31 protein-coding genes and 2 pseudogenes are annotated in these 26,013 nt (G+C 46.6%); 27 read left to right on the top strand and 6 right to left on the bottom strand.

What is annotated here, in order from left to right; translation table 11 throughout:
* Positions 1-28: 28 nt before the first annotated feature.
* The 3 genes from Q7V21_RS05185 to cadR all read right to left on the bottom strand — a co-directional run bounded on the left by Q7V21_RS05185 (position 29) and on the right by cadR (position 1,786).
* Positions 29-352 carry a hypothetical protein gene (locus Q7V21_RS05185; protein WP_304916262.1) on the bottom strand — a complete coding sequence of 108 codons (324 nt, stop codon included), beginning with the start codon at positions 350-352 and terminating at the stop codon, positions 29-31.
* A gap of 311 nt (positions 353-663) precedes the next feature.
* Positions 664-1,116, bottom strand: coding sequence for a plastocyanin/azurin family copper-binding protein (locus tag Q7V21_RS05190; RefSeq protein ID WP_304916263.1), 453 nt, complete (start codon positions 1,114-1,116; stop codon positions 664-666).
* A 262-nt stretch (positions 1,117-1,378) separates the two neighbouring features.
* Positions 1,379-1,786, bottom strand: a complete 408-nt coding sequence (gene cadR / locus Q7V21_RS05195) for a Cd(II)/Pb(II)-responsive transcriptional regulator (protein ID WP_091702096.1) — start codon at positions 1,784-1,786, stop codon at positions 1,379-1,381.
* Between the two features lie 95 nt (positions 1,787-1,881).
* Between cadR and Q7V21_RS05200 the strand changes: the two genes are divergently transcribed.
* From Q7V21_RS05200 to Q7V21_RS17895, 4 genes and pseudogenes are all read left to right on the top strand, one after another.
* Positions 1,882-2,778 (top strand): cation transporter, encoded by an 897-nt coding sequence (locus Q7V21_RS05200; protein ID WP_072676343.1) that lies wholly within the window; start codon positions 1,882-1,884, stop codon positions 2,776-2,778.
* Between the two features lie 3 nt (positions 2,779-2,781).
* The gene (gene lspA, locus Q7V21_RS05205) at positions 2,782-3,294 is read left to right on the top strand and encodes a signal peptidase II (protein WP_004863699.1); all 513 of its coding nucleotides are present in this window, start codon (positions 2,782-2,784) and stop codon (positions 3,292-3,294) included.
* Positions 3,295-3,315: 21 nt separating this feature from the next.
* Positions 3,316-4,467: pseudogene (locus Q7V21_RS05210) on the top strand (ISL3-like element ISPpu12 family transposase); the annotation flags it as partial.
* Positions 4,466-4,570, top strand: a pseudogene (locus Q7V21_RS17895) (IS3 family transposase); the annotation flags it as partial. The pseudogenes Q7V21_RS05210 and Q7V21_RS17895, both read left to right, overlap by 2 nt.
* On the opposite strand, the gene Q7V21_RS05215 reads toward Q7V21_RS17895, so the two are convergent.
* From Q7V21_RS05215 to Q7V21_RS05225, 3 genes are all read right to left on the bottom strand, one after another.
* The gene (locus tag Q7V21_RS05215; RefSeq protein ID WP_304916264.1) at positions 4,543-4,791 is read right to left on the bottom strand and encodes a hypothetical protein; all 249 of its coding nucleotides are present in this window, start codon (positions 4,789-4,791) and stop codon (positions 4,543-4,545) included. The pseudogene Q7V21_RS17895 and the gene Q7V21_RS05215 overlap by 28 nt on opposite strands.
* A 156-nt stretch (positions 4,792-4,947) precedes the next feature.
* Entirely contained in the window at positions 4,948-5,307 is a 360-nt protein-coding gene (locus Q7V21_RS05220; RefSeq protein WP_304916265.1) for a hypothetical protein, read from the bottom strand.
* Complete coding sequence (locus Q7V21_RS05225) at positions 5,300-5,995, bottom strand: ParA family protein (protein WP_304916266.1); 696 nt, start codon at positions 5,993-5,995, stop codon at positions 5,300-5,302. The genes Q7V21_RS05220 and Q7V21_RS05225 overlap by 8 nt, the downstream gene beginning before the upstream one ends.
* 794 nt (positions 5,996-6,789) lie before the next feature.
* Here Q7V21_RS05225 and Q7V21_RS05230 point away from each other — a divergent pair.
* The 23 genes from Q7V21_RS05230 (at position 6,790) to Q7V21_RS05340 (ending at position 25,996) form a co-directional block, all read left to right on the top strand.
* Positions 6,790-7,614, top strand: a complete 825-nt coding sequence (locus tag Q7V21_RS05230; RefSeq protein WP_304916267.1) for an STY4526/YPO1902 family pathogenicity island replication protein — start codon at positions 6,790-6,792, stop codon at positions 7,612-7,614.
* A 161-nt stretch (positions 7,615-7,775) separates the two neighbouring features.
* Positions 7,776-8,207 carry a pili assembly chaperone gene (locus Q7V21_RS05235; protein ID WP_304916268.1) on the top strand — a complete coding sequence of 144 codons (432 nt, stop codon included), beginning with the start codon at positions 7,776-7,778 and terminating at the stop codon, positions 8,205-8,207.
* A complete protein-coding gene (locus Q7V21_RS05240; protein ID WP_304916269.1) occupies positions 8,207-9,091 on the top strand; it encodes a hypothetical protein in 885 nt (294 codons plus the stop codon). Before Q7V21_RS05235 ends, Q7V21_RS05240 begins: the two co-directional genes overlap by 1 nt.
* Positions 9,075-9,851 (top strand): TIGR03759 family integrating conjugative element protein, encoded by a 777-nt coding sequence (locus Q7V21_RS05245; protein WP_304916270.1) that lies wholly within the window; start codon positions 9,075-9,077, stop codon positions 9,849-9,851. The genes Q7V21_RS05240 and Q7V21_RS05245 overlap by 17 nt, the downstream gene beginning before the upstream one ends.
* Positions 9,852-9,879: 28 nt before the next feature.
* A complete protein-coding gene (locus tag Q7V21_RS05250) occupies positions 9,880-10,356 on the top strand; it encodes a hypothetical protein (RefSeq protein WP_304916271.1) in 477 nt (158 codons plus the stop codon).
* The gene (locus Q7V21_RS05255; protein ID WP_304916302.1) at positions 10,247-10,861 is read left to right on the top strand and encodes a transglycosylase SLT domain-containing protein; all 615 of its coding nucleotides are present in this window, start codon (positions 10,247-10,249) and stop codon (positions 10,859-10,861) included. Before Q7V21_RS05250 ends, Q7V21_RS05255 begins: the two co-directional genes overlap by 110 nt.
* A complete protein-coding gene (locus tag Q7V21_RS05260; RefSeq protein WP_304916272.1) occupies positions 10,858-11,340 on the top strand; it encodes an integrating conjugative element protein in 483 nt (160 codons plus the stop codon). The genes Q7V21_RS05255 and Q7V21_RS05260 overlap by 4 nt, the downstream gene beginning before the upstream one ends.
* The gene (gene traD / locus Q7V21_RS05265) at positions 11,337-13,394 is read left to right on the top strand and encodes a type IV conjugative transfer system coupling protein TraD (RefSeq protein ID WP_304916273.1); all 2,058 of its coding nucleotides are present in this window, start codon (positions 11,337-11,339) and stop codon (positions 13,392-13,394) included. The genes Q7V21_RS05260 and traD overlap by 4 nt, the downstream gene beginning before the upstream one ends.
* A complete protein-coding gene (locus Q7V21_RS05270) occupies positions 13,395-14,093 on the top strand; it encodes a TIGR03747 family integrating conjugative element membrane protein (protein ID WP_304916274.1) in 699 nt (232 codons plus the stop codon). It abuts the gene before it with no gap.
* Between the two features lie 99 nt (positions 14,094-14,192).
* Positions 14,193-14,483 (top strand): RAQPRD family integrative conjugative element protein, encoded by a 291-nt coding sequence (locus Q7V21_RS05275; protein ID WP_304916275.1) that lies wholly within the window; start codon positions 14,193-14,195, stop codon positions 14,481-14,483.
* Positions 14,484-14,486: 3 nt separating this feature from the next.
* On the top strand, positions 14,487-14,729 hold the full coding sequence (locus Q7V21_RS05280) for a TIGR03758 family integrating conjugative element protein (protein ID WP_304916276.1): 243 nt from the start codon (positions 14,487-14,489) through the stop codon (positions 14,727-14,729).
* A 13-nt stretch (positions 14,730-14,742) separates the two neighbouring features.
* The gene (locus Q7V21_RS05285; RefSeq protein ID WP_304916277.1) at positions 14,743-15,081 is read left to right on the top strand and encodes a TIGR03745 family integrating conjugative element membrane protein; all 339 of its coding nucleotides are present in this window, start codon (positions 14,743-14,745) and stop codon (positions 15,079-15,081) included.
* On the top strand, positions 15,078-15,449 hold the full coding sequence (locus Q7V21_RS05290) for a TIGR03750 family conjugal transfer protein (RefSeq protein WP_226069860.1): 372 nt from the start codon (positions 15,078-15,080) through the stop codon (positions 15,447-15,449). The genes Q7V21_RS05285 and Q7V21_RS05290 overlap by 4 nt, the downstream gene beginning before the upstream one ends.
* Positions 15,439-16,071 carry a PFL_4703 family integrating conjugative element protein gene (locus tag Q7V21_RS05295; RefSeq protein WP_304916278.1) on the top strand — a complete coding sequence of 211 codons (633 nt, stop codon included), beginning with the start codon at positions 15,439-15,441 and terminating at the stop codon, positions 16,069-16,071. The genes Q7V21_RS05290 and Q7V21_RS05295 overlap by 11 nt, the downstream gene beginning before the upstream one ends.
* Entirely contained in the window at positions 16,071-16,850 is a 780-nt protein-coding gene (locus Q7V21_RS05300; protein ID WP_304916279.1) for a TIGR03749 family integrating conjugative element protein, read from the top strand. The genes Q7V21_RS05295 and Q7V21_RS05300 overlap by 1 nt, the downstream gene beginning before the upstream one ends.
* Positions 16,850-18,178: a TIGR03752 family integrating conjugative element protein gene (locus Q7V21_RS05305; protein ID WP_304916280.1), complete on the top strand. Its 1,329-nt coding sequence runs from the start codon at positions 16,850-16,852 to the stop codon at positions 18,176-18,178. The genes Q7V21_RS05300 and Q7V21_RS05305 overlap by 1 nt, the downstream gene beginning before the upstream one ends.
* Positions 18,135-18,536: a TIGR03751 family conjugal transfer lipoprotein gene (locus Q7V21_RS05310; RefSeq protein WP_226069856.1), complete on the top strand. Its 402-nt coding sequence runs from the start codon at positions 18,135-18,137 to the stop codon at positions 18,534-18,536. Before Q7V21_RS05305 ends, Q7V21_RS05310 begins: the two co-directional genes overlap by 44 nt.
* Complete coding sequence (locus Q7V21_RS05315) at positions 18,536-21,262, top strand: conjugative transfer ATPase (RefSeq protein ID WP_304916281.1); 2,727 nt, start codon at positions 18,536-18,538, stop codon at positions 21,260-21,262. Before Q7V21_RS05310 ends, Q7V21_RS05315 begins: the two co-directional genes overlap by 1 nt.
* Positions 21,255-21,677, top strand: a complete 423-nt coding sequence (locus Q7V21_RS05320; protein WP_304916282.1) for a TIGR03757 family integrating conjugative element protein — start codon at positions 21,255-21,257, stop codon at positions 21,675-21,677. The genes Q7V21_RS05315 and Q7V21_RS05320 overlap by 8 nt, the downstream gene beginning before the upstream one ends.
* On the top strand, positions 21,674-22,657 hold the full coding sequence (locus Q7V21_RS05325; RefSeq protein WP_304916283.1) for a TIGR03756 family integrating conjugative element protein: 984 nt from the start codon (positions 21,674-21,676) through the stop codon (positions 22,655-22,657). The genes Q7V21_RS05320 and Q7V21_RS05325 overlap by 4 nt, the downstream gene beginning before the upstream one ends.
* A gap of 70 nt (positions 22,658-22,727) precedes the next feature.
* On the top strand, positions 22,728-24,023 hold the full coding sequence (locus Q7V21_RS05330) for an integrating conjugative element protein (RefSeq protein WP_304916284.1): 1,296 nt from the start codon (positions 22,728-22,730) through the stop codon (positions 24,021-24,023).
* Positions 24,023-24,385, top strand: a complete 363-nt coding sequence (locus Q7V21_RS05335; protein WP_304916285.1) for a hypothetical protein — start codon at positions 24,023-24,025, stop codon at positions 24,383-24,385. The genes Q7V21_RS05330 and Q7V21_RS05335 overlap by 1 nt, the downstream gene beginning before the upstream one ends.
* Positions 24,386-24,391: 6 nt before the next feature.
* Complete coding sequence (locus Q7V21_RS05340) at positions 24,392-25,996, top strand: conjugal transfer protein TraG N-terminal domain-containing protein (RefSeq protein ID WP_304916286.1); 1,605 nt, start codon at positions 24,392-24,394, stop codon at positions 25,994-25,996.
* Positions 25,997-26,013: the final 17 nt, after the last annotated feature.

Raw genomic sequence — 26,013 nt, forward strand, 5'->3', positions numbered from 1 at the left:
GATCGGGTCCGCGTGAAATGTCAGCAGATCAGGATTTAGGAGGGCGGTACATACTGACTGAAAAGTCAGTGACAGAAGCTAGCTGGTAGGGATAATAAAAGTTATCCGGAATCGGATGAACTTCGATGCTTGAACTGGTATTTATAGCTATAAAGTGTGAGCAGTGGCAGTGCATACACAAAACACAACTTTCAGCAGGATCAGAAGAGGGTGAATTGTGTTCTCCAGCGAGTTGAACCTTGTCTTGGTGGCTGTCATTGATATCATTATTGTCAAGGTGTTGCTCTGGAACATGCTCTGGCACAACGCTGCGAACGTCAGCCGCAACAATGCCTGATTGTATGACAATCATCAGAATAAGCACTTTGACGAAAGAATGGACTGACATTGGTTTAGAATTTATGTTGACAACAAGCCGTAGGATATACTGATTATGAATCAGTTCCAAGCATGAGTCCAATTCAGCACTCTAATCGGCTTGTTTAAGGTTTTCACGGGTACACTTGTTTTCAATTGATTAATAGCATTGATGGCACACTTTGCATTTCATTTATACGTCAATAAAAATGGCCGCTGACTCATTGTTATGAGTCAGGTTGGTGCTGATTGAACTCCTACAGGGATAAAAGACCGAATTTTAAGCTTCATAACTTGCGTGACCGCTTAGCGCTTTTCAGCTGCTTTGATTGCCTTTCTGGCAAGCCGACCGGCAGCACCTTTGGCATCAGCATTTTTGATTTGTTCAAGGTTTACTGGATCACCAACAATGATTACGCCACCCATTCCGGCACCCCAGTGTGGAACACATTTGTATAAGTAGATCCCATCTTGCGTAAAAGTGCGATCATAATTTTTACCAATTTCCGACTCCCACTGCTCCGCGCCCTCAGGAATCAGGCCTTCAAGTGATTTCGTATTGTGAGTAGGCATGTTCCGCCAGGAAACAGTATCCCCATTGTCGATAGTGACCACCAAAGGCATGAACTTAAGTCCTTGGGCCTTCACAGTGTGTGTTTCTGCCTCAGCAGACTGCGCAGTCATAGGCATTATCAATGCGAGGGAAAAAGCAATCGCACTATTTTTAACGAAGTGAGATGCTTTAGATAGTTTAAACATATTAAGCCTCCTCTCAGTTCTAGAACATTAGCATTTCTCAACCGCAAGCTAACATGAACTCATTAATAAAAAAATGCTAATACATTAAATGCACTAAATATTGATAATTTGTGATTCGCATCACATAACTTTGCACGTAATGTATAAAACTTCTTACAGACCCTCTTCAGAAAATGGGTAAGCGGATTAAATGGTTGATCTTACCTTTGCATGAGAGTGAGACAGACCGGCATCTCATCGGATTATCTGGTTGATGCTTCACCTACTGCTGGTGCATGTTTCCTTCGCTAATTCCAGCAAGAACCCCACACGCCTCAACTTCCCGGTCATCGTTGCAACTCGCTCTCAGTGAAACGAGTTGTTTCTCAAGCGCTTGCAGAGCGGTTATCTGCGACCGCACATGAGAGATGTGATCATCGAGCAAGGCGTTGACGGCGGTACAAGGCTGATGAGGGTCGTCCTGATAGCTCTGTAGTTCGTGAATCTCAGCCAGTGACAGGCCCAGCATTCTGCAGCGACGGATGAAGGCCAGCCCCTCACCATGCTTCTCGGTATAGACACGGTAACCGTTGTCCTGCCGATCAGGCGGCGGCAACAAGCCCTGCTGTTCATAGAAGCGGATCGTCTGTGTTTCGACCCCTACCAACTGCGCCAACTGACCAATGCGCATCAGCCTCCTCCCCAACGGATTCTTTACTCTATTGACCTTATAGTAGCTTTATAGTTTTAAATGGTACCACAACATTGTTCAAGTGGAGTCGTATCATGAGCAAATCCTGTGGTGGCGCCTGTGGCGGTGATGCAACGTCCGCAGCGGATACCGATATACAGGCCTCCTCCGAGGCGCCAGGGAGATGGGTCAGTGTTTATGCCGTGCCGAAGATGGACTGTCCATCAGAAGAACGAATGATTCGCCTAGCCCTGAACGGCTTTGAGGAGATTCGGGCGCTGTCCTTCGACTTGTCGAACCGCCGGCTGAAGGTCGTGCATGACGGCGAGGTCGAGCCCGTCACCTCGAAACTGAAGACCTTGGGGCTAGGCGCCTCGCTTCAGGAAACCGTCGCTGCAAATCCGGAGACCATCAAGGCCGCCGAGTTTTCGGCAGCTTCTGCTAAGCAAGAATCCGGGACCCTGCGCTGGTTGCTCGGCATCAATGCACTTCTGTTCGTGGTGGAAATGACTGCCGGTCTGATGGCTCAGTCAACTGGCCTCATTGCAGAGTCCCTGGACAATTTTGCTGATGCGGCAGTGTACGGACTCGCTCTTTATGCGGTTGGGCATAGCGTGAAAAGGCAGGTCCGTGTTGCGCACGTTGCTGGTGTGGTCCAACTGGTTTTGGCTGTTGGCGTACTCGTAGAGGTCGTGAGGCGCTTTGTATTCGGTAGTGAGCCTGAATCGCTGGTGATGATAGCCATCGCATTCGTCGCATTGATTGCCAATACCGCCTGTCTGCTGATGGTATCCAAACATCGAGGGGGCGGAGCTCATATGAAGGCTAGCTGGATATTTTCGGCCAACGACGTGGTGATCAACCTGGGGGTCATCACCGCCGGCGCCCTGGTCGCGTGGACCGGGTCCAATTATCCGGATCTGATTATCGGCACCATCGCGGGGGTCATTGTACTTAACGGTGCCAGACGCATTCTGGCGTTGAAGGGTTAAATAATGCTCATTATTGGCAAAAAGCTCTCGCCGTATGCCCTATTGTCCATATCGGGCCTGCTGGCAGCGTCTGATCAGGCTGTAAAGTGGCTGGTGCAGCAATCAATGGCCTATGGCGAGTATGTTTCGGTGACCCCGTTCTTTAACTGGGTGCACCTATGGAACACCGGTGCCGCATTCAGTCTTTTTGCGAATGGTGGAGGCTGGCAGCGCTACTTTTTTATCGGAATCGCGGTAGTGGTCTCGATTTTTCTGATCAAGCTGATCCTTGAAAATCGTCATAAAGGAGAAGCCATCGCTTACAGTCTTATCCTCGGTGGCGCCATGGGCAACCTGATTGACCGGGTCTTTCGCGGCTATGTTGTGGATTCCTTTGATTTCTATTGGCGAGACTGGCATTGGCCGGCCTTCAACCTGGCTGATATTGCAATTGTCCTCGGTGCCTTACTTTTCGTTTCCAGCAGCTTGTTGGGTAAAAAAGCAAACACCAATGCCGAGCCGGATGGATCTGACTGACACCTACGCCTATACAACACCATGACCGAACTTCCCGACAACATCCTTCACCTGCCGCAATACCAAGTACTGGGCTGCAAATCAACCGACGACGAAATGCACTTCCAGGTGGACGTGCCCGATCCCATCGCCTGCGAGGAATGCGGCGTGCAGGGTGAGTTCGTACGGTTCGGCAAGCGTGACGTTCCCTATCGTGATCTGCCCATCCACGGCAAGCGGGTCACTCTCTGGGTGGTCCGCCGCCGATACACCTGCCGGGCCTGCAAGACAACATTCAGGCCCCAGCTACCGGAGATGGTGGACGGATTCCGTATGACACTGCGGCTGCATGAGTACGTGGAGAAGGAATCCTTCAACCACCCCTACACCTTTGTGGCGGCACAGACCGGCCTGGACGAGAAGACGGTGCGCGACATATTCAACGCCCGCGCCGAGTTCCTGGGACGCTGGCACCGCTTCGAGACGCCCCGCATCCTGGGCATTGACGAGCTATACCTGAACAAGCGCTACCGCTGCATTCTGACCAACATTGAGGAGCGAACCCTGCTCGACCTGCTGGCCACCCGCCGCCAGGACGTGGTGACCAACTACCTGATGAAGCTGAAAGACCGGCAGAAGGTCGAGATCGTCAGCATGGACATGTGGAACCCCTACCGGGCAGCGGTCAAGGCTGTGCTGCCCCAGGCCCGTATCGTGGTCGATAAGTTCCATGTGGTGCGCATGGCCAACGATGCCCTAGAGAAAGTGCGCAAGGGCCTCAGAAAGGAGCTGAAACCGTCCCAGAGCCGGACTCTCAAGGGAGACCGGAAAATCCTGCTGAAACGCGCTCACGAAGTCTCAGACCGGGAGCGCCTCATCATGGAGACCTCGACAGGCGCGTTCCCGCAACTGCTGGCCGCCTACGAGCACTAGGAGCGCTTCTACGGCATCTGGGACGCCACCACACGGCTCCAGGCAGAAGCCGCCCTGGACGAGTGGATAGCCACCATCCCGAAGGGCCAAAAGGAAGTCTGGAGCGATCTGGTCAGGGCAGTGGGAAACTGGCGCGAAGAGACCATGACCTACTTCGAGACGGGCATGCCCGTCACCAACGCTTACACGGAGTCCATCAACCGACTGGCCAAGGACAAGAACCGTGAAGGGCGCGGTTACTCCTTCGAGGTGATGCGGGCACATTGAACGTTTTTATAACCCGAAACGTCGTCATTCGACATTAGGCGGAATTAGTCCAGTAGAATTTGAAAAAGGCTATACGGGCTTAACTATGTGTCCGTGAATTTGTGGGAAACCCAAACTGCCGCCCTTAGAATTAACTAGTGCAGCTAAATCAGAATCTAATATTAAGCCCTTAATTATACGTCCAGACTCAAGCATGATAGACCTAAAAGTAACGTAACCATCATTCATATCTGTGATTACGTCGAACTGACCACGTACATCCATCTTTATTAGATCGCCACCCCTGACGTTTGTTACTCCGTGTGCTTTTTTACTCATTATATATTCCTTCTGTATTAATTCCCTTATTACCTTTGTTGAGTAGGTAATCTCTAAAGGCCACAATAAAATGCTATACGATTAATTTACTTATTGAAGCGAATTGGTTCTAATTGTCGGTGATAATTATCCCTTCCCTTTTCATCGATTCAAGATCTACGAGGTGATCTTCTTAAACCTTTCAAGCTCTTCCTTCATTTTCTGCTTAGTTAAGAATGCCTGGATAGCCATTTCTAATAACTCATAGTCCTTTACACCGAGTCCATCAGCGACATCAGCAAATAGCTCTGGCATATCCGGCCGCATCTTGAAGTTCTTCTGTTGAGTATATGCAGTACGCCCTCCCCTTCTCCTGACTCTTGGAGCCTGACGACTCACAAACCCAGCCTCTTCAGAGACTTTATTTAACTCTTTACGATCAACTTTTGGTTTTGGATTCTTCGGTCCCGTTAATGATGCGATATCAACTTCATCCTCATTGATATCATCTAAATCTAATCCAGCTCGCTCAGCCATCACTACCTCCTGACATTATCTCTTTGAGCTTACGTTTAACTTCTTCAGCGTAAGCCTTAGCGTTAGCAGCAGTAACCTCAATACCTGACACATCTTTAGGATCAAGATTGTTAACTATCCCCCCAAATGAATGAACAGCTTTGTATGCATCCTTTTCTATTAAGGATACCTTGAATACATCCACACCTGATTCTGTAAACTGACTGACAATGAATTTCAAGGTACGAGGCACAATCGCCGTGCTTGTTCGTGTAAATAGGACTGAATATGGGATATCTCTTCTGAAAGCTTTACCTTGTTGCCGTAATAACTTAATTGTTTTTACAGCTTCATCAGCATCATTCTGTGAACCCTGACATAAAATAATAACAAGGTCTGCCCTACTCACTGCATTTGCCACTGCGATACTTGCAGTACCCTCAAGGTCAACAATAACAAAAGCGTTTTCTTGTTCAGCCTTTTCAATATCGTCAATAATGCTGGCTTCATCTGATTCATACAAAGTCAGATTCTCTGGACAACCACTTTTCTTAGCCCACTTAGCACTATGTTTATTTGGATCTGCATCAACTAATGCAATGTTGACCCCTTTATCTAAACCTTGACGCGCTAATTCACCGGCCAGAGTAACGGCAGCAGTAGTCTTACCTGCTCCCCCCTTGGAACTCGCCATTACAATTGTAGGCATAAGCAATTTCCTCATTATATTAATCAGATATCGGATAGCTATCCAGATAACAGATAGCTATCCATACGTCAGATTGTAAATCATCTTAAAATAGATATCTACTAAATATCCGGATAGCTATCTAATACTTATTAGATATCTAATAGCTATCCTATACTAAGCCAATATTTAATATCTGATAGCTATCTAGCTAGCTACTGGATATCTACTATAAGTCATTATAGATAGCGTATTAAATATCTGCTAGCTATCTATCTGATAGCTATCTAGCTAGCTACTGGATATCTACTATAAGTCATTATAGATAGCGTATTAAATATCTGTTAGCTATCTATCTAATATCTGTTCGCTATCTCATTGCTATCTTCTATCTATCTACATGCTATCGGATAGCTATCTATTAATGATAATGGGAAAGGCAAACCCGTTGATTGTTATGGATGGTGAATATGGATGACCAGAGTAGGTCTGGGGTATTAGACTAACCAAGACCATAGTGATATAGGTACTTAAATATATGAATTACTACTATATTTCCATAACCAGATTTGCGCATTCTGGTCATGCCACATGAATATGAGGGAGTTAGAATGTCGTAAAGGTACAACATGCCTAACTTATATATGTGTGGAGAACGTGTGAAAGACCTTTTGTGAGAACCAGTTCACACTAAACAAGGTTTGAAATATTAACCATTGAAAACATGCACATAACTTTGTTAAATAGCCCGGTGAAATAATGAGCCTGGGTCCAAGGATGTAGGCAGGAATTAGAGTTTTTTGAGGAGTAGGGCGGTGAAAAGCCTTTACGAGACAATGACGTATAGCTTCCTGACCAAGCTAACGAATGCGTCAAATAATGTCGATATTGAACAACTTACGGATATGGGGTTATCGCCTGAACAGGCTGACCGCATTTCAAGGTTGCCACACGCCTATCTTCTGAAACTCTGTAGTTTCCAAAACATCATTGACATCACAATAGATGAGGAACTGCTGTCTATTGCAATAGAGCGTGGAAGTAAGCAACAGAGGCGTTTTGGTGACATTCCGGACATGAATATCACGAACACTTTATTAAGTAACCTCGCTACGCACGCATCCGATCCTGATGAGTATCGATTCCTTTTCCAGAACTTAAATCTCAGTCCAAAATTCATACCCATTCTTGCCTCTTATAGCTTGCTAGATATCCTTGCGGTCGTTAAGACCGGCATTATCTGGTACGAGATAACAGCTAACTCACTCAAACTCGAAATGGCACTTAGCCAGGTTGAAGAAGCACAATTAGAAACAGAGCTTTTAAGAACGCTCATCAAACGTGATGCCTCTTTCCCTATGATAAATGCACTTACCGGGATGGGTAAGGCAGTTTTCATCGATATGCGAAAAGCAATGGGTGTTCCGGTTACGAAAGGCGGACCGCCACGCAGACTAACCGATGAAGAGCACGAAGCACTCTATTACGCATGGAACGAGACAGAAGGTGAGCCACTTCCCAAAAGGTGTCTAGCTGTCAGCAAAGCCATAGATGACATCGCCTTGAGACATATTTGGCCTTACCTCTCCAAGATGATTAAAAACGAGATCCCACAGTTTGAAAGAGTGACAACTTGGTAACCGGCTTGGACCAATATCCGGTTATTCGTTGTTTTTAATTTCACAGATTAACAATATGTACGCAAATTTGATGGAGAAGCATCTTGCGTACAAAATTACTTATTACTTTATTGCCAGTCTTTATAACTGGCTGCATAACCCTCCCAACTACTAACCAACAGGTGAAACCTGTTGAAGTTGCCGAAGCACCATTGCCGGCGACCGATATCTTTATCGAACGCTATGACTACGAACCACCGTCAGCCACTCAAATACGAGTGGGTCGCTATTCAAACGCCGACGCAGTAAATACCAGACAGCAAGAAAACCTGCTTGAAGTAGTCATAGACACAGAAATCCCCTCACGAGCTAAAACCGTTGGAGAAGCAATGGAGTTTCTACTCATGCGTAGTGGATTTTCATTGGCGGCCCCCAGCAAGCAGGGCATGCACGTCAAACAACTTATGAGCAAACCATTGCCCCATTCACATCGCAAAATCGGACCAGTGATGCTTAAAGATGCATTGATGATGCTCGTTGGTAAGGCCTATTGGATGAAAGTCGATCCTGTACACCGTTTAATCGCATTCGATACTGTTGAAGAGTTTAAATAATGACTGAAAATACTCAACCTCATGACATTTTTGAAGGTGATATCCCAAGCGATCTTGGTAAAAAGAAATCTGCGCCGATATGGCTCAAAGCCGTTGGCCTTGTAGCGTTAGTCGGTGTTCTCGGTACCGCTGCCTTGATGCTAGAGCAAGACAGCGAATTTACCGTTGAACCGGGAATTGATATTACCGACTCAATCCCAGTCATGACCGAGCCTGAGAACGCCGAAATCCAAATAGCGATTGATGAGTCAGTGGATCAAGCCCCGGTCCAGGATGAAATACCATCTGTAGACCAAGACTCACTAACCGATGTTGACTTGATTGCAATGGAGAATGACGACAACGCGATCGTCATCACGCCACCAGCACAAACAAATCTGCAGCCACCCATCTCAAACTCAGAAACGGTAAACGCCGATCTGCAAGATGAAGTTAGTCAGATAGCATCCAGGCTTCAAGAAATTGAAGCAAATGAGTCTGAGCGAATCACTGTAGTGAAAAGCGGAATAGAGCTCCATGCTCAGAGCGTTGAAAAGCTCAATGACCTAGTGCGTTCATTAGATGGCCTAAAAAAGGAGCTGGCAGCATTAAAAGCAGCACCTACCACCAACAGCGCACCCAAGCCTTCAAACAATAAACCAGCCACTCAACAAGCTGCGCCTAACGCACAAGCCAAACCTGCGGTCAATCGTAAAACGGATGAACTCAACCTGATCGGTATTGATTCATGGGGTGGCCAACGTTTTGCACAAATTGAGTATGCAGGTGAAATACATTTGCTCGCATCAAACGAGGAAATTGGTAGCTGGAGATTAGAAAGCATCAGCAAAGACAGCATCGTGGTCAAAAACCAAGAAGGGGAGAGCTTTGAACTTAGCATTTAATAACACAGCACTGTTAGTGCTTTTAATGGGCAGTAGCACGGTATTCGCCGGTAACATTGCATCGACCACCGAAACGCGCTCAGCCGTAACTGAGTCATCAACAACTCAGACCGAGCAAAAACATATTCAATGGGGGCTATCTGCAGCTGAGTACGCTCGATATGAAGATCTAATGGAAGGCATTAGAGGCAGTATCAGCCCAGACACCATATCACCCTTGGAAGTACTTGGCATTCACGCTCAAAATGAAGCAGAGCGTAAAAAGTACGCCCGTATGTGGGCTGACATGATGGAGCAAGATACAGAGCGGGTCCTTGCGTTTCAGCGTGCTTATGATCAGGCATGGAGAGATAAAGGTGATAAAGCGTTAATTGATATTGCTCAAATTCAGTCTCAATTACCGGTAACGCCTCAGCAGTCATCACAGCCATCAATAAGTTCCTCAACAAAGAAGATGATTCTTGCTACCAAACTATCCGGCTGTGATTCATGCGATAAAAAGATCCAACAACTACTCACCACCATGCTGGTGGATAGAAGCATTCAGCTGGATGTTTTCTTTAGTGACTCAAGCGACAAAGAAAACAGTGTCATTCGTCAATGGGCGATGCAGAACAGAATAGATGCTGAACTGTTAAGAAGCCGTCGCATTACGCTAAATCATGGACAGTCTCTCATGAAGCAGTACCAGCTTGATGAAGGTCAATTGCCAGCCACATTTAAAGTTGACAACACGGGAGGGGTAAACAGAGTAGAATGATATATGACTTTCTCCTCAACCGATCTATATGACATCAGATGCGACGCCAATTGACTTGAATGCTTATCAGAGATTTCTCGATGGTGAAGTCGAGCAGCAATTGTCAGACACTAAAATCAACAATGGAACCAGTATTGTTGATGCTGCCAATGTCGGTGCATACAGTTTTTCCTGGGGAAGGATAGTCGAACAACTTTCAGGCTCTTTCTATGTCTGGAAGTTTCAAATTTCTGCTCTTGCCAAAAAATCCGATGGCGAGAAAATCTATTTACAACAGCAAATATTCAACTATTTGCAATCTAAGTATCCTGACTTTTCATCAGAGCACGCCATTTTGGTGGCAAGCCTGCATGACAAATGTATCTTCCTTGGTATCAAAGAAGATTCATTCATTATTGCTTCCCCAATGCAGCATCAGTACAAGAACCGGATCTGGGTTCACATGCACATTCTTAGCGAAGATATTCCAGAAATCATTAATCGCATGTCTGGCTCTAACGTCTAGCCTCGCATTCTCTTATCAGGCTGAAGCGAACACAAAGTCCACATCGAAAATACCGGCACTTTATGTAAAGATTGCGAGAGAGGAGGGCGTTCCGGCCAACCTGCTTTATGCCATCTCTCGCGCAGAAAGCACTAACCCCAAAATTCAACGTGTCTGGCCATGGACGATAAATGTTCGTGGTAAAGGCTATTACTTCCCAACTCGTGAAAAAGCCTATGCAGCCATTATGCTGTTGCTGGCAAACGACATTACTTTAGTCGATATCGGGTTGATGCAGACGAATTGGTATTGGCATAAAGATAAGCTGATTGATCCCTGGAGAGCATTAGATCCTCAATACAACATTCAGACGGGAGCGAGAATCCTGCGCGAGTGTTATGACCGGAAATCAGACTGGATCTATTGTGCAGGTGAATACCACACTAGAAGCAACACACCTGAACGGGCAGCTCGTGCCAAACGATATCAGAAAAATGTTCTTGCTTATTTAGAGGCAACAAAATGAGCAGACTACCCGCATTATCACTTCTGCTTTTATGCAGTACTGCCATTTATGCACAACCAAAAGTCCTGTTTGACTCGGGACGAACCATTAGTTCAGACAAGTATATTTCATCACTTCAATCTGAACCTGCCCCGAAACAAAAACCAAACATTGCAAAACTGGCCACGCCAAGCACGCCAGAAATGACTGTAGGCAGGGTAACAAAGCGCACTGTATCGCTTCCTTATTTGCCAAGCCCTTTATTCCTGATTGGTGCTGACAATGTATCGATCCAGTGGCTAAGCAAACACAGGCAAGCATTAATTAAGGCTGGAGCAGTTGGATTGATAGTCAACTCAGCGTCCGCCTCAGACCTTCAGGCGGTCATTCGTGCTGCAGAAGGACTTCAAGTTTCTCCTGCTTCGGGTAGTGACCTGGCTAAACAATTTAACCTAAAACATTACCCCGTCCTCATCACTCGAACGCAGATTGCCCAATGAAGCAAAAACATACGCTGGAAATCCTTCTCAGACCAAAGGTTGAGATCTGGTCAGCCACCATTTCTGCCACCGGTGCAGTGATGGCGTTTTTAGCGCCGTGGTCACTCATGATGACACCATCAGTAGCCTACGGGGTAGGAGGTATCCTTACCTACAACGCTTACCGTAACTTCAGAGACTTCGTGCAACTTGCAAGATATCAGAAAGGGCTACGCCGTCAGGTGCTCTTCAAAATGGCGCCAGGCGATATCCCTGTCAGCAGAAAGTATCTGTTCTATGGTCTAGGCTTTAGATGGGGGCAAAAACATGCCCAGCGGCTAAAAGACACTCGCGATCCAGCCGCCAGCAAATACATCAACCCCGGTTCTCTCTACAATTTGGCAAGGCGAAAAGAATTAGAGTGGGAGTCGTCTCCACGTCTTTCCAAAGTGGCAGAATTACTCAATCGTGACTCCAAATATAATCCTGTTAGACCATTACCCCCTATCGGAGGTGAACCTCAGATCCATGGTGTAGGCGGGCATGAAGAGCCTGTTGTATCGCTTTTATCTGAAAGAAACGCGCATACACTTGTGCTCGGCACCACCCGCGTTGGTAAGACCCGTCTTGCTGAAATACTGATTACGCAGGATATTCGCCGTGGTGACATTACCGTTGTGTTCGATCCGAAGGGCGATGCAGAGCTTATGCGAAGAGTTATCGCTGAATGTAAAGCAGCGGGGCGTGAGGATGATTTAATCGTTTTTCACTTGGGCTTTCCTGACATTTCAGCTCGTTACAATGGTATTGGCCATTTCAGTCGTGTGACGGAAGTGGCAACCAGAACCGCAAACCAGCTCGATAGTGGCGGCAGTTCTAATGTGTTTAGAGAGTTCTTCTGGCGTTTTACCAACATCATTGCTCAGGCTTTGGTGGCACTAGGCCGCAGACCAGACTATGCCCAATTAGCACAGCACATACAAAGCATTGATGACCTACTCATTGATTATTACGAAGTCTGGCTGAGTAGCGTTGGCGATCCGGACTGGCAGAAACATGTTCAGGAAATTGCAGAAAACCTGAACGACAAAATGTTACCAATGAGCTTGCGTGGCAAAAACAAAAGGGCCAATGCCATGATCAAGTATGCACAGGATAGAAAGCTATTCGATGCCGTCGCAATGGGACTTCGCTCTACCTTTGAATACGATAAGACCTATTTCGATAAAATAGTGGCCAGTGGTCTGCCATTACTTGAAAAACTCATCTCTGGGCGGATTGCGGAGCTTATTTCGCCTGCCTATAACGACTCTGATGACAATCGCCCAGTATTTAGCTGGGGACAGGTCATCAGACAGAAGAAAGTCGTTTACATAGGCCTGGACGCGCTACAGGACATGGCTATCGCTGGCACAGTAGGTAACACCATGTTTGCCGATTTGGTTTCGACTGCAGGTGAAATCTATAAGCACGGCACTGAACTCGGCTTTCATAACCAGGACACCTCATCTGGTAGCAAAACACCGATAAACATTCATGCTGATGAAGTGAATGAGCTTATGGGGGATGAATTCCTGCCTATGCTCAACAAGGGTGGTGGTGCAGGCTTACAGATAACCGCTTATACCCAAACGATGTCAGACGTGATTGTAAAACTTGGCGATCAGGCCAAAGCAGGTCAGGCATTGGGTAACTTTGGAACCATTGTCACCTTTCGCGTAAAAGAGCTGGCTACAGCAGAGTTATTTACGGAGCAGCTGCCCATGGTTGAAGTGGCAGCGGCCACAGAAGTAACAGGGTCATCTGACAATGTGGACATTGATACGGATATTGATTTCACATCCAGCGCCCAAGACCGTATCACCTTCACTGAAGCACCGCTTTTGTCTCCTGCCACGATTATGGCTCTGCCGAAAGGGCAGGCGTTCATTCTCACAGGTGGCGGGCAGCTCTGGAAAATCAGGGTTCCGCTGGCGGATTCCAAAAACGATCTGTATATGACTTCAAACTTTGATGAGATGGCAGAGGACATGTCTGCCTCTTACCGTACTGGCGAGTCATGGTGGATGGAATAAATGGCCCAAAAAGATAATCATCCTCGTTCCAATAAAGGCTTTATCAGCACATGGATCTCGCGAATTATGACCATGATTGTCTGGCTTTTACTGGCATTGCTTATGTCAATCATCATTGAATGGGTAGGCATGAACACAACATGGCGAGATGAGGGTATCAACCATAGCCGTAATATGGTCAAGACTGAGCTTTCCTACCTAAACAAAGACTTCCAGCAAAGCCTGCTGGTGCAGCGGCCAGTTGAATATGCAGAGGGAATTGCAGCCAAAATGCACAATCTCATGTATGTCAAAACCGGAATCATGGGAGCTATTACGAAAATATTTCAGGACACCGGTGCAGGGAAAGTGACCAAAACCATCGCAGAGCATGTTTTGGCGGCTATTTATGTGACACAAGTATTTGCTATCCGGTTAGCCATCCTAACGCTTGCTTTACCGGCGTTTTTTATATTTGCTGTTGTTGGCTCGGTTGAGGGTCTGGTTCAGCGCGATATACGAAAATGGTCAGTAGGTCGTGAGCACGCAAGCTTGTACCATCACGTAAAACGCTGGATACCAATATGCTTCATCGCCCCCTGGGTTGTGTATCTTGCTTTCCCCGTATCTATTCACCCAAACGCCGTAATACTGCCATTTGCCTTGCTTTTTGGCATTGGTATTTTCATGGTTACCTACCTATTCAAGAAATATATTTGATAACCGGCTTGGACCAATATCCGGTTATTCATTGTCTCGAACGAGGGGCTTGGGCAGACTTTCTCACACACAAAATTAATGTCGTGAGAAATGACCAAAATGCTAAAGCCCCTTTTACTAATTGCTACCTTCGTTGTTTCTACAACTGCCAGTGCCAGCAACTATGCAGAGCGAGAAAGCCTGGCAAAGTTGGTTCATGAATTAGACGGACTAAGCGCACTCGTTGATGAAGCTCAAGGACGTGCAAATCCCGATAGCCGTATCCGCTTCCAATACAACCAGCTTCGTAAAGATCTCTTAATGATGCGTCTTGGTATACAAGAACATCTGGATGGCCCAAACATCGAACCACGAAGCTATGCACCGTTATCTGGCGATTACCGGCGTTAAGTCATGGAAGCGAATTCAAAACAAGCTCAAAGCTTCCTGAATGCCACTGGCGTTTCTATGACTGACATGGCTCTTTTGCTTGGCGGCCTTGTTGTAGTATCAATCATGCTTTGGAGTGCCTGGGTCACGCTTTCCTATTACGAACAATGGGCATCCAAAAAAAACGATGTCACCTTCTACGACGTAATCACCAGTGCCGTTCGCGCCGCTGTCCTTTTATCACTCATCCTTTATATCGTTTCTTAGCGAGGACATACCAATGAAAAACTATCTTTCTACAGCATCAGCCCTTTATCTTCTGCTTTGCCAAAAAGCTTATGCGGGACTTCCAACGGCAGCGCCACCATCAAATAACCCTGACAGTAACAACTGGTTGGAAATCATTAAAGGCTATCTGAAAGATGGAACACTAATCGTTGGATTAGGGATATCGGTTTGTGGCTTTTTATGGCTTTCTTGGATAGCACTGGCAGACATTAACCAAGCACGTTCCGGTAGAAAAGAATGGGGTGAGGTTGGTGTAACCGTAATCGGCGGCGCAGCGGTATTCCTGTTTGTTTCTTACATGCTTGCCCAAGCAGCTGGCGTTATTCAATGAATGACTCAGCAGAAATTCTTGCTGACCGGCTCAATAACGAGCCACCGATTTTCCGTGGCCTCTCAAACTCAGAGCTGGGCATGGTTTTAAAGGTCGGGGCGCTTTTCTGGGTTCCTGTCTGCTTAACAATAGCAACCATTCTGGGCAAAACCATGATGGGCATGGGTGCTGCAATGCTCATGCTCTTATTGACTATCTTGGTCAGCGGCTCTTTGTTTCAACGAATAAAACGAGGCCGGCCTGACTACTACTATCAACATTACCTAATGCTACGTGATGTCTTCCTGCGCGTGAAAACGAACACGAAGAACAATCGCATCATTCGATATTCAGGTACCTGGGGAGTCGGACGTACAGATGGGGAGTAAATATAGAGGCGAGATAGATAATCAGAAGTCACACATCATTACGCTACGTGTGGTCATCGGTGTTCTGATTCTGTTTTGCGTTTTGTTTTGGATGTCAGCGAATAAGGCGCGTGAAGTGCAGCGAGTATATCTGCCACCTGATCTACGTTCTGGTTCAACCGTTACGCTAAATCAAGTGCCAGCAACCACAGCTTACAGCTTCGCTGTAAGCATATTCCAATATCTCAACACTTGGCTTGATGATGGTTCTATCGATTACCCAGCTCGTGTTGACGAATTGGCTGCATACATTACCCCAAGCTACATTCAGTGGCTTAAAGAAGACATTTTACGCCGTAGTAGCCGAGGGGAATTAGACAGAAGAACAAGAACAGTCACGTTAATCAACAACATGGCCTACGACGATAAAAGGGTAGAAATCATTAATGAAAACAACTTTGTTGTCTGGCTCGATCTGAGAATCAAAGAAACGCATCGCGGTGTTGACATAAAGACAGTAGATATTCGTTATCCAATCAAAGTGGTACGAAGCGATATCAGCCTTGAATTTAATCCTTGGGGGCTAATGCTCAACGGGTTTCATGGCAATCCGACAAGAATTCCCAAAACGGTAAATGAATAATGAAGCGGTCAATAACAATCTTCACGGTTCTGTTTGCACTTGCCTGTATCCAGGCTAAATCCTTTGCTGATGAAAAAGTGGTTTGGGATAAAACGCCTATTAAAGTGATCTTGAAGCCAAACGCTGAAAAGATGGTGGTTTTCCCATCAAAGAGTGTTCGAGCCAAAATCCCTGCAGCAATTGCTAACTCACTAACTACGCTATCCGTCAATGGCGTTATCTATTGGGAGGCGAGTGAAGAATTTACGGACAAACGAATTTTGGTCCAAGACGTTGCCACACAGAAAACAATTGTTATTCATCTGTCATCAAACGAACAGCAAGGTACAGATGAGCAAGTAACTGTTCTTTTCCCTGAAACACAATCGGATTCAAACTCTACTGCTGCTGCAAGTACCGAAAGGCAAGAGCCTACCCGACATGGGTATGAAACATTGACACGCGTAGCCGCACAGCATCTCTATGCACCGGAACGACTCATTTATGTTCCCAAAGGAATGCACAGAGTTAATGTAGCTCAACAATCAGATATGCATCTAATGCGTGGTCATATCACGGAAATGACACCGGTTATCTCTTTCTCTAATGCAGGCCTTTACATCACCGCTGTAAAACTGGTTAACAAACAAAAAGAGAAAGTGATCCTTGATCCACGAGATATTCGGGGTAAATGGTTAGCAGCCACCTTTCAACATGCAACATTAGGTGCTTCAGGTGAGATAACAGACACAACCGCTGTTTATCTTATTTCTGATAGACCTTTCTGGGAGTCTTTCTAGTGGCTGAAAAAAAGACAAACAAACTGATTCCGATCATTGCGATTGGTCTTGTGGTGCTAGTGGTGGCCGTGGCTGCCAATAATTCTGATAAAGAAGCTGCCACTGAGATGCAACAAACCATTAATGGCCAACTGGTTCCTGATGGTGACACGACTGAAGATACGCTTCGCACCCTGACATCCCTGGTTCAGGAAATGCGTGAAGAAAACGACAGGTTGTTGGCTGAACAAGCACAGATAAAAGAAGAGCTGGCAAGGCGTCCCTCAGAAAGCCCAGACACAAAATCTGCTCTCGATGTTTTGATGGAACGTGTTGATTCATTAGCTCAACGACAGAATGATACGCCACCACCAGAGCTGGACTTTGACACAGATTTTGAAATCCCTGACATCCAGCCACCAGCTGACGTATGGGTAGAACCTGTTGATAGTGCTATACCGGATGAAGGCGGGATGCTTGATACCTCCTTCTCTCCTTCAGGCTCAGCCGCCTCTGCCACAGACATACTTGGTGATACCAGCGCACTGGACAACAGCGTTGGCCAAACCATTACGGGCGGTTCAAATCAGCAAATCATTATTGAACCTGTTTACACCGTTCCACGTAACTCGACATTTATCGGCTCAACAGCAATGACCGCTTTGATGGGACGCGTACCAATCAATGGAACGGTTGAAGATCCATATCCTGTCAAAGTCATTGTTGGACGTGAAAACCTGACAGCAAATGGTATGGAACTGCCAGAAGTGAACCACATGATCTTCTCAGGTACCGCAACTGGTGACTGGACGCTTTCATGCGTGCGGGCCGATATGACCTCTGTTACCTATGTTTTTGATGATGGAACAATCCAAACGTTGAGCGTTGGTGACCAAGAACTTCAAAACAATAACAGCACTGGCACTATCAATCGCCTTGCATGGATTTCTGATAATCGCGGTATTCCATGCGTTTCAGGACGCAGAATCTCCAATGCTGCCACTTTCCTGGCTAGCTCTATTTTTGCCAAAGGCATTGAAGCCGGGGCGAAAGCCGTAGCTGACGCTGAAACCACACGTATTGTTTCTTCTCAGGGCGACACCACTGAATCCGTGACAGGTGATGCAGTGCGTAATGCGGGATACGAAACATTATCTGGGGGTGGCTCAGCAATTAGTGAATGGCTAGAGAAACGTCAACAACAGACATTCGATGTGATCTACGTCGATACCGGCTCAAATGTCGCTATCCACATCGACGCTGAACTACCAATTAATTACAAACCAAATGGCAGGAAATTAAGACATGCGCGTAACAGTAGCCAAGACAGTCACCGTTACCTTGATTAGTCTGTTGTCAGCTTGTGCATCTCAAACGAAAGATGACTTGCTGCCTCAGACAGGTCCAACAATGGAAGAGGTCTATCGCAATCACGAAAACAATTTATCTGCCGGCACATCAACCGGACAGTCTGCCTTTGCAGGTATTCGAGAAAGACAGGCTGGAAACCATGATGCCGATCTGGAGGGATACACACGGGACGCAAACCATGAAATCCAACAACAGTTTCCGAGACTGCCGAATCCTACACTGGTGATGTTCGTGTATCCACATCTCTCAACAGCTTCACGATTGCCAGTTCCCGGCTATTCGACAGCCTTTCCTTTATACGAACGTACTGAATATGCAATGCCTGGTGAAATGTAATGCTAAAGACTTTATTTGCTAAGAGCCAAACACCTACTATCCCACCGCTTACTAAAGAGGCTGTTCGCAAGGATTACAGTGAGCAACCATCGTTTACGAACCTTCTTCCGTGGAGAGAGTATGACAGCGAGAACCAAGTCTTTCTTCTTGAAGATGGAAAGGGGATAGGTGCGCTTTTCGAGATTGAACCTGTAGGTGTCGAAGCAAAAACAGAAGATTACATTCTCGAAATTCAGGACAAGCTTCAAGCGACAATCACTGAAACGATTCCTGAAGACAACATTGCACCATGGACATTACAGTTTTTTGTTCAGGATGAACTAAGCGTTCGCACCCTTACTGATCAAATTAGAGAGTATGCACACCCACGGGCTGTAGGCACACCTTACACAAAGCACTTCCTGAACGTTATGGATGAGCATTTACGCCAAGTAGGCCAGCCAAACGGCTTGTTTCATGATGAAGTGGTTACTGGTGGTCGCTGGCAGGGTAAAAGACGCAAAGTGCGTATGTGCCTTTATCGGTATTTCCCAGAAAACTACAAGTCCGACTACGACAGAGATGTGCGTGAGCTTGGCAGAATTCGCAAACGCCTTATGACACAGTTTACGGGCATTGGCGTAAAAACCAGAGTCGCTGGTGGTAAAGAGTTATATGAATGGATGCTGCGATGGTTAAATCCCAAACCTGTATTAACCAAAGGTGATTGTGAGGAATTACTCAAAGCCGCTCCATATCCGGGCGATGATGATCTCGCTTACGGATACGATCTTGCCGAACAATTATCACTGTCACGCCCAAGCTCCGATGCTGATAAAGGGATCTGGTATTTCGATGGTATGCCTCATACAGCCATAAGCGTTCAAGCTCTACGTCGCGTACCTAAAAACGGCGTATTCACTGCAGAGCGAAGTGCCGGTGAACATACCTTTGCTATGTTTGATCGGATGCCGGAAGGCACTGTCATGTCAATGAGCATTGAAATAAAGCCTCGTGATCAAGTGCTTAACCATCTTGGTCGGATTATGCGATCTGCTGTAGGTGACAATGCTGAAGCTGAAATTGCTCAACAAGAAGCCAAAACAGCACAACATGAATTAGCGAAGAACAACACGCTTTATCCTGTTTACATCAGCTTTCTGACTCGTGCAGACAATATTGAAAAACTTGATGATGCGGTTTCTGTAATCGAATCTCTATTACTTAGTAATAACCTGCAACCTATTGCAGAAAACCAAGACTTGCTTAAGCAAGATATGTATATCCGCTCATTGCCCATGAAGTTTGATAGCTTAATGGTGCAAAAGAAACAGCGCCGCTCAAGACTGGTTTTCTCAAGACATATTGCATCTATGCTACCGGTTTATGGTCGCTCAAAAGGCACAGACCATCCTGGACTGATGTACTTCAATCGTGGTGGTGAACCACTTCTTGTCGATCCATTTAATAATCAGGATCGTAAAAAGAATGCCCATGCCTTAATTATCGGTCCAACAGGGGCAGGTAAATCCGCGTCCTTGGTGGACGCTGTAATGAAAATCGCTGCTGTTCATCGACCAAGAATATTCATCGTCGAAGCCGGTGACTCCTTCGGCCTGCTTGGTGAATACATGGCAAAGCACGGCTTGACGGTCAATCAGATGTCAGTAACGCCTAGCGCGGACATTTCATTGCCCCCATTCACTAATGCCATGAAGCTTCTCGATCTGACAGAAGATGAAATTGTGACAGATGAATATGGCGAAGAGGTGAGCCTGGATGATGAAGACGAAGACCGTGACTACTTAGGTGAAATGGAACTGGCCGCTCGCGTCATGATTACCGGCGGTGAGAAAAAAGAAGACGATTTACTACATCGTGCTGACAGGCTGGTTATCAGAAAAGCCATTTATCGTGCTGCACAGACTGTCAAAGATGCTGGCCGCGACCATGTGCTGACAGAAGATGTCGTTAAGGCCATGCGGCACACGGAAGACTTAGACCACAACAGAACGGCTCGTGCCATTGAAATGGCCGATGCAATGGAGCTGTATTGTGGCGGCGTAGAAGGGAAACTTTTCAACAGACCAGGTACAGAGTGGCCAGACGTTGATATTACTATTTTCGATATGGGGATTCTTGCCCGTGAAGGCTATGAAGATAAACTAACGGTTGCTTACATGAGCCTGATGAACCATGTACATGCACTCGTTGAGCGTGAACAGCATGAAGGCCGTCCAACGCTGATGCTAACGGACGAAGGCCACATCATCACCAAAAACGCCATCTTGGCCCCATACATCATCAAGATCGTGAAAATGTGGCGGAAACTGGGCGCTTGGTTTTGGATTGCTACGCAAAACCTTGAGGATTTCCCGGACGACAGCCGCAGAATGCTGGCTATGCTTGAGTGGTGGATTTGCCTTGTTATGCCACGCGATGAAGTTACTCAGATTGCACGCTTCAAAGACCTCACCAAAGAGCAGGAAGCAAAGCTGCTGGCGGCACGTAAATCTCCAGGTCAATACACCGAAGGCGTCATTCTCACCGATACACTCGATCCGCTTTTCAGAGCAATTCCACCTGCAATCGCCTTATCACTAGCCATGACCGAGCAACACGAAAAAGCAGAACGGCGAGAAATCATGCAAGAGACTGGGTGTGACCGGGTTGGGGCAGCTGAAATAGTCGCTGAGAAAATCAAAGAAGCACGACGCAAACATAGCTTGGAGGCTAGCCATGCATAAGTTCACTCTTTTTGCCTTAACTCTTTTCTCAAGCTCTTTAAGCGCGAACCAGCTTCTCGTAGAAGCTTTCTACGATAAAGATACGCGGCTTGTAAATGTTCAGATGGCGGAGAGGGTAGCTACCGTTAAAACTTATGATCTAAGTGCTCCTGAAAGCTTTGAGGATATGTTAAGTGAAGGACTTTCTGATGATCCCGCCGTTGCTCAACAACAAGCCAAACAGCGAATTGAACAGCGCGGTAATGCCATTCAGCAACAGCTTATGGCGGCCTATGAAGGTGGGTTAAAAGCCATGCAATACGAGATCGACAAAATACCAGCCATTGTCTTTAACGGCGGCCAGCATGTCATCTTTGGTGTTCATGATGTGAATAAAGCTATCAGCATCTACAAAGAGCAGGTGGCACAGCAATGAAAACCATCTTTGCCTTTACTTTTGCATCCTTGTTTTCAGTATCTGCATTTGCAGAAACCAAAACTATTAACACGGCAGAGATTGTGGCTTCTGCAATGAGCGCATCCTGTATTGACTACCAATTAGTCGGAGTGTGCTTCTGGCTAAAATGTGGCAAGAAATGCAGAGTCAAAACCTCCCCCAAAATCGGCCATCACAATCCTGATTTAGTCGTTAGCGCACATAACGGAATTGGTAATAATCCATGGCAAGAAGCAAATGGCATCGTGGGCAGCGTTTCTCAATCAGCTGTTGGCTCACTCATTAACAAAGCCGCTTCTATTTCAGCTGGTAGCAACCAAACCACGAAAGGTTCAGACCTGAATACGCTCAAATTCAAGTCAAGTGATGCAATTGGACACCCTGTTGCATCTATTTCAATGGGCCTGAGCTGTCCATCACAAGCCACCTCGTTCAATCCTTACTTTGTCTCAGGAACGGACTCTATAGCGTGGCGGCTTGGGATTCCAGAAACCGCATATCCAAACGCACTGATTCCTGGAAGAAGAGAGATTGGTAATTTCCCAAGCAACACATGGGGATCTGTTTACCCACGTAGCGGATTCATCGCTCAACCATCAGATGCCAAAGCTGGTGCGGTTATAGCTCAACGTGTTGGCGATATTGTGACGCGAACTGGCCAGCCTCATGTATATCAGCCGTTAACGGGCACACCAAGCTATAACGGTCGAATCTGGCCTCCCGGTGCTTTAGAAGAAAACACAGGCAAAAATGGCAAGTGGCAGATGCTTGTGCCGAAAAAATCTAATAGTTGCACTGTTTTTGGTGACAACGACACAACCTCCATTGCTGGCTGGGATGGCAATGGCAACAACGCCTCAACCGGTAATTATGCATGGACGCTATGGCGTCCTTATCAGTGCTGCAAGCGAGAGGGTCAATTTTTCTTGCACAGCGTAAATTTCAAGTCATACCCATAAGGACTGCATTGTGAAACTAAAATATCTTGCCATTACTACTGCCTTCATCCTTTCTGGGAACGCGTCCGCTGTGAACCTGCAAATACCTGACTCAGATTCAGCATGGTACTACGGAGTAGGCGGCCAGCGCCCTTTAACAGCGCCTGCCTCACCAATAACAAACAGCATCATCCTGGGTGGCTCTCTTGATTGGGGTAGTGGCTTTAACTGTAGTGCATTCGATCCAACACTGGGTATTGCAAATACCTTAAATCAGGTGAAGAGTGGTGCCGATGCCATTCAGCAACAAGTAACGGATGCAGCCACCGGTGCAATAGCCTCACTGCCATTACTGATGCTGCAACGGGCGAATCCAGGCCTGTACGAACTTCTCATGAACAGCATGGCAAGAGCAGAACAAGGGGTTCGAGTCTCCACTCAGAGCTGCCAGCAAATGCAACAAACCATCTCTCGTGGTGGTAATCCTTTAGAAGGCTGGATAGACATATCCCGCACCCACGACTGGCAAGACCAGATGGGGACGGGTGGATACAGAAGTGCTTCTGTAGATGTTGTCCAGGCTCAACAGAATGTTGAAAAAAACAACGGTGAAAATGGCGTCACATGGGTGGGAGGCACCAAAGCGGGTGGCCGTGGCCAGCAACCTATCGACATTCCATCCGACATCATTAAAGCAGGCTACAACCAATCATTAAACCGTGCTGCAAACACTGATGCTCCTGCACCGCAAAACGGCAGTCGAGTCAGTGAGCTTTGGGAGACGCCAGAAGAACTAATGAGCTTTAGTCGTTCATTGCTTGGCGAAGAAAAAGTGCGCACTTATTCAGACCGTCCAACTGAGACCATGCCAGCACGGGGCATGTCGTTTGAAATCAATAAAGAAGTGGAACGTCTGACTCCCATTTTTGACGGCCTTATTGATGGCTCTATCGAAATGAGCGGTGACAACCTGCTTTCTATCTCCACTCCAAGCGTGGTTATCACTTCTGGAACTATTCAGGCTTTGCGTAAGCTTTCTGTTTCTGAGAGGAACATTCTTAAAGGGCGATTAATTCAGGAAGTCGCGACAGCCCGGATCATAGAAATGGCATTGATGCTCCTACGTCTTTTATTTTCCGGGGCGCAAGAGCCCAACGTATCTCAAAATGGACCTGCTCAGGAAGCGGCTCAAAAGTACTCAGCGCGTCTGCAGCAATCTATAGATGACACTCTGTTTGAGCATGAAATGAACAAACGTCTGGCGTCAGCTACTTCACAGACAATTAAAGATGTTGAGGCACTGAAAACGCGTACTGGCACATCGACATCAACTCCAAGGCCGAGACAACTCTCACCTGACGAAACGATCAGCACGGAGAGAGAGTAATGGCTTTTATAAAAAGGAAAAGTTATTACCTAAAAAAATCACTCCTGTGGCTTTTGGGCATCACACTTGGCCTGATAGCCGTTCTAATCATTCTGAGTATCGCAGGCCAAACACACAATCAGGTGGCCTCTATTGTCCAGGCAATCGGTAGCTTTGAAGCTGTCGCTCGTTTCATTAGATGGGGCGTACTGGGGGCAATCATTATGTTTTGGGATCAGATTGTTGAGTACGCCGGAAAGGCCAAAGGCCTTGAAGTAGATCAACTTATATATGCCAAATCTATGCGATGGCGTATTGCGGCGATGATTGTCGCTTTCGAGTTTATTGTTGTAGAAGCGGTTCCCGCTCAACTGCTGGGATAAGAGTATATGTCTACCGGAAGCTTTATCGAGATGTTTATGACCACTTTCGGGTGGCATTTGTACGAAATTGTATGGGGCGTTATTTCCAGTACAGGGCTAGCATACCTGCCATTCTTTGCGGTGATTATCGATAATGTAATTAAACCGTTAGAAAGCCAGGAAGCAAAAGAAGCGGCCGTAATTTCATTACGGCGTTTAGAGATAGACATTATCCGTCTCATCATAATGATGATGCTTGCCGTGTCTCCATACATGACTATTTCCTATGGAGCCATATCATTTACCAAAGCGTGCCAGGGAGACACTGGCGTTGCAGGACAGACAGTAAATGCTGGTAATTCTGGCACTAAATTTGACGAAATCTTTAGACCAAACCTACTAAACAATCAAGAAGCTAAAGCTCCGCCTTGGTTCTACATTGTCATGTCCGTATCAGGCGGTATCAATGATGCTGTTATCAGCAGGCTGCCGTGTGAAATGAGCATGCGACAAGCAGAATATGAAATGTCCACGCTCAATATTAGCGATCCGCACCTTAAGCGTGATGTGCAGCGGTTCATCACCGAATGCCACCAACCAGCCATTGCCGACTTCTACAACAACAGAAGAGTATTTCCAGATGATTTAGAGATGAATGATATTGATTGGCCGGGCTCTAAATACTTCAACAATAATTTCTATGTAAATGAGTTTGCGAAGCATCCCACTCCTGGGTTTGCCTTCGACGAGTCGCGTCAAAGCGACATGGCGTACAAAACCAGCAATGAAGGCAGTGCTGTGCCTGAGAACGGCTATCCAAGCTGCCAGGAATGGTGGGGGGACTCAACTGCTGGACTGCGTACACGCTTGGTTGATGAGTTTCCGAGGGATTTGATGAATTGGGCAAGCACACTGCTCTCATCAAGTGCTACAAAACAAGAGCAAGAAGATATTGCAATTCGGAAAATGCTCGCCAATGAGGGACCATCCGTCTACAAGGGACTCGATGTTGGCAGCGGTGACGACTATAGCTACCTAAAGCTTGCTGTCGCCATTGCAAACCCTTTTGCGGCGGCTGCTTTCTTTCCAGAAGATGCGGTCGAGTCTGTTGAAGGCAGTCTCGCCGGGCTGGGGGTGGGTGTCGCGTCGTTGCTATCAGGTCCAACCATCTATGCTGTTAAGCAGTTTGCGCCTTATATTCAAGCGACCCTGCTGATGATGACCTACTTTTTACTGCCATGGGTATTGCTGGTTGGGAATTATGAATGGAGCACCATACGAACAGCGACAACGACGATATTCGCCATCAAGTTCTGGACAGCCATCTGGGCTGTGACGGAATTGCTGGATAATCAGCTATTCAAAACCATTCTATCTGCATCAGGGTCGAGCGGGATATCATATGAAAATAGAATGATGGGTTCTATCGCAGCACTTATCACTTTGGCTTTATACATCGGCGCGCCAGCCTACTTCTTATCAATACTTGGTTGGGGTGGTGAAAGTCGAGCGAACGCCTCATCCACTATGGGTAATAGTATGGGGACACAAGGACAGCAAGCTGGTGCTAGTGGTAGCGGCATCGCAGCCAGTACTGCCAAGATGGCTGCTACTAAAGGTAAATCAAAGTAATGTTGACCAAATAATGA

The sequence above is a fragment of the Methylophaga sp. genome (assembly GCF_030651745.1).

What these genes read in the sequence shown, in the direction of transcription:
- Q7V21_RS05275 (WP_304916275.1), top strand. Translation starts at nt 14,193, where the DNA reads ATGCTAAAGCCCCTTTTACTAATTGCTACCTTCGTTGTTTCTACAACT.
- Q7V21_RS05190 (WP_304916263.1), bottom strand. Translation starts at nt 1,116, where the DNA reads ATGTTTAAACTATCTAAAGCATCTCACTTCGTTAAAAATAGTGCGATT.
- Q7V21_RS05200 (WP_072676343.1), top strand. Translation starts at nt 1,882, where the DNA reads ATGAGCAAATCCTGTGGTGGCGCCTGTGGCGGTGATGCAACGTCCGCA.
- Q7V21_RS05225 (WP_304916266.1), bottom strand. Translation starts at nt 5,995, where the DNA reads ATGCCTACAATTGTAATGGCGAGTTCCAAGGGGGGAGCAGGTAAGACT.
- Q7V21_RS05290 (WP_226069860.1), top strand. Translation starts at nt 15,078, where the DNA reads ATGAATGACTCAGCAGAAATTCTTGCTGACCGGCTCAATAACGAGCCA.
- Q7V21_RS05320 (WP_304916282.1), top strand. Translation starts at nt 21,255, where the DNA reads ATGCATAAGTTCACTCTTTTTGCCTTAACTCTTTTCTCAAGCTCTTTA.
- Q7V21_RS05185 (WP_304916262.1), bottom strand. Translation starts at nt 352, where the DNA reads ATGATTGTCATACAATCAGGCATTGTTGCGGCTGACGTTCGCAGCGTT.
- Q7V21_RS05280 (WP_304916276.1), top strand. Translation starts at nt 14,487, where the DNA reads ATGGAAGCGAATTCAAAACAAGCTCAAAGCTTCCTGAATGCCACTGGC.
- Q7V21_RS05295 (WP_304916278.1), top strand. Translation starts at nt 15,439, where the DNA reads ATGGGGAGTAAATATAGAGGCGAGATAGATAATCAGAAGTCACACATC.
- Q7V21_RS05315 (WP_304916281.1), top strand. Translation starts at nt 18,536, where the DNA reads ATGCTAAAGACTTTATTTGCTAAGAGCCAAACACCTACTATCCCACCG.
- Q7V21_RS05240 (WP_304916269.1), top strand. Translation starts at nt 8,207, where the DNA reads ATGACTGAAAATACTCAACCTCATGACATTTTTGAAGGTGATATCCCA.
- Q7V21_RS05260 (WP_304916272.1), top strand. Translation starts at nt 10,858, where the DNA reads ATGAGCAGACTACCCGCATTATCACTTCTGCTTTTATGCAGTACTGCC.
- Q7V21_RS05300 (WP_304916279.1), top strand. Translation starts at nt 16,071, where the DNA reads ATGAAGCGGTCAATAACAATCTTCACGGTTCTGTTTGCACTTGCCTGT.
- Q7V21_RS05340 (WP_304916286.1), top strand. Translation starts at nt 24,392, where the DNA reads ATGTCTACCGGAAGCTTTATCGAGATGTTTATGACCACTTTCGGGTGG.
- Q7V21_RS05310 (WP_226069856.1), top strand. Translation starts at nt 18,135, where the DNA reads ATGCGCGTAACAGTAGCCAAGACAGTCACCGTTACCTTGATTAGTCTG.
- Q7V21_RS05215 (WP_304916264.1), bottom strand. Translation starts at nt 4,791, where the DNA reads ATGAGTAAAAAAGCACACGGAGTAACAAACGTCAGGGGTGGCGATCTA.
- Q7V21_RS05335 (WP_304916285.1), top strand. Translation starts at nt 24,023, where the DNA reads ATGGCTTTTATAAAAAGGAAAAGTTATTACCTAAAAAAATCACTCCTG.
- lspA (WP_004863699.1), top strand. Translation starts at nt 2,782, where the DNA reads ATGCTCATTATTGGCAAAAAGCTCTCGCCGTATGCCCTATTGTCCATA.
- Q7V21_RS05325 (WP_304916283.1), top strand. Translation starts at nt 21,674, where the DNA reads ATGAAAACCATCTTTGCCTTTACTTTTGCATCCTTGTTTTCAGTATCT.
- cadR (WP_091702096.1), bottom strand. Translation starts at nt 1,786, where the DNA reads ATGCGCATTGGTCAGTTGGCGCAGTTGGTAGGGGTCGAAACACAGACG.
- Q7V21_RS05250 (WP_304916271.1), top strand. Translation starts at nt 9,880, where the DNA reads ATGACATCAGATGCGACGCCAATTGACTTGAATGCTTATCAGAGATTT.
- Q7V21_RS05270 (WP_304916274.1), top strand. Translation starts at nt 13,395, where the DNA reads ATGGCCCAAAAAGATAATCATCCTCGTTCCAATAAAGGCTTTATCAGC.
- Q7V21_RS05220 (WP_304916265.1), bottom strand. Translation starts at nt 5,307, where the DNA reads ATGGCTGAGCGAGCTGGATTAGATTTAGATGATATCAATGAGGATGAA.
- traD (WP_304916273.1), top strand. Translation starts at nt 11,337, where the DNA reads ATGAAGCAAAAACATACGCTGGAAATCCTTCTCAGACCAAAGGTTGAG.
- Q7V21_RS05285 (WP_304916277.1), top strand. Translation starts at nt 14,743, where the DNA reads ATGAAAAACTATCTTTCTACAGCATCAGCCCTTTATCTTCTGCTTTGC.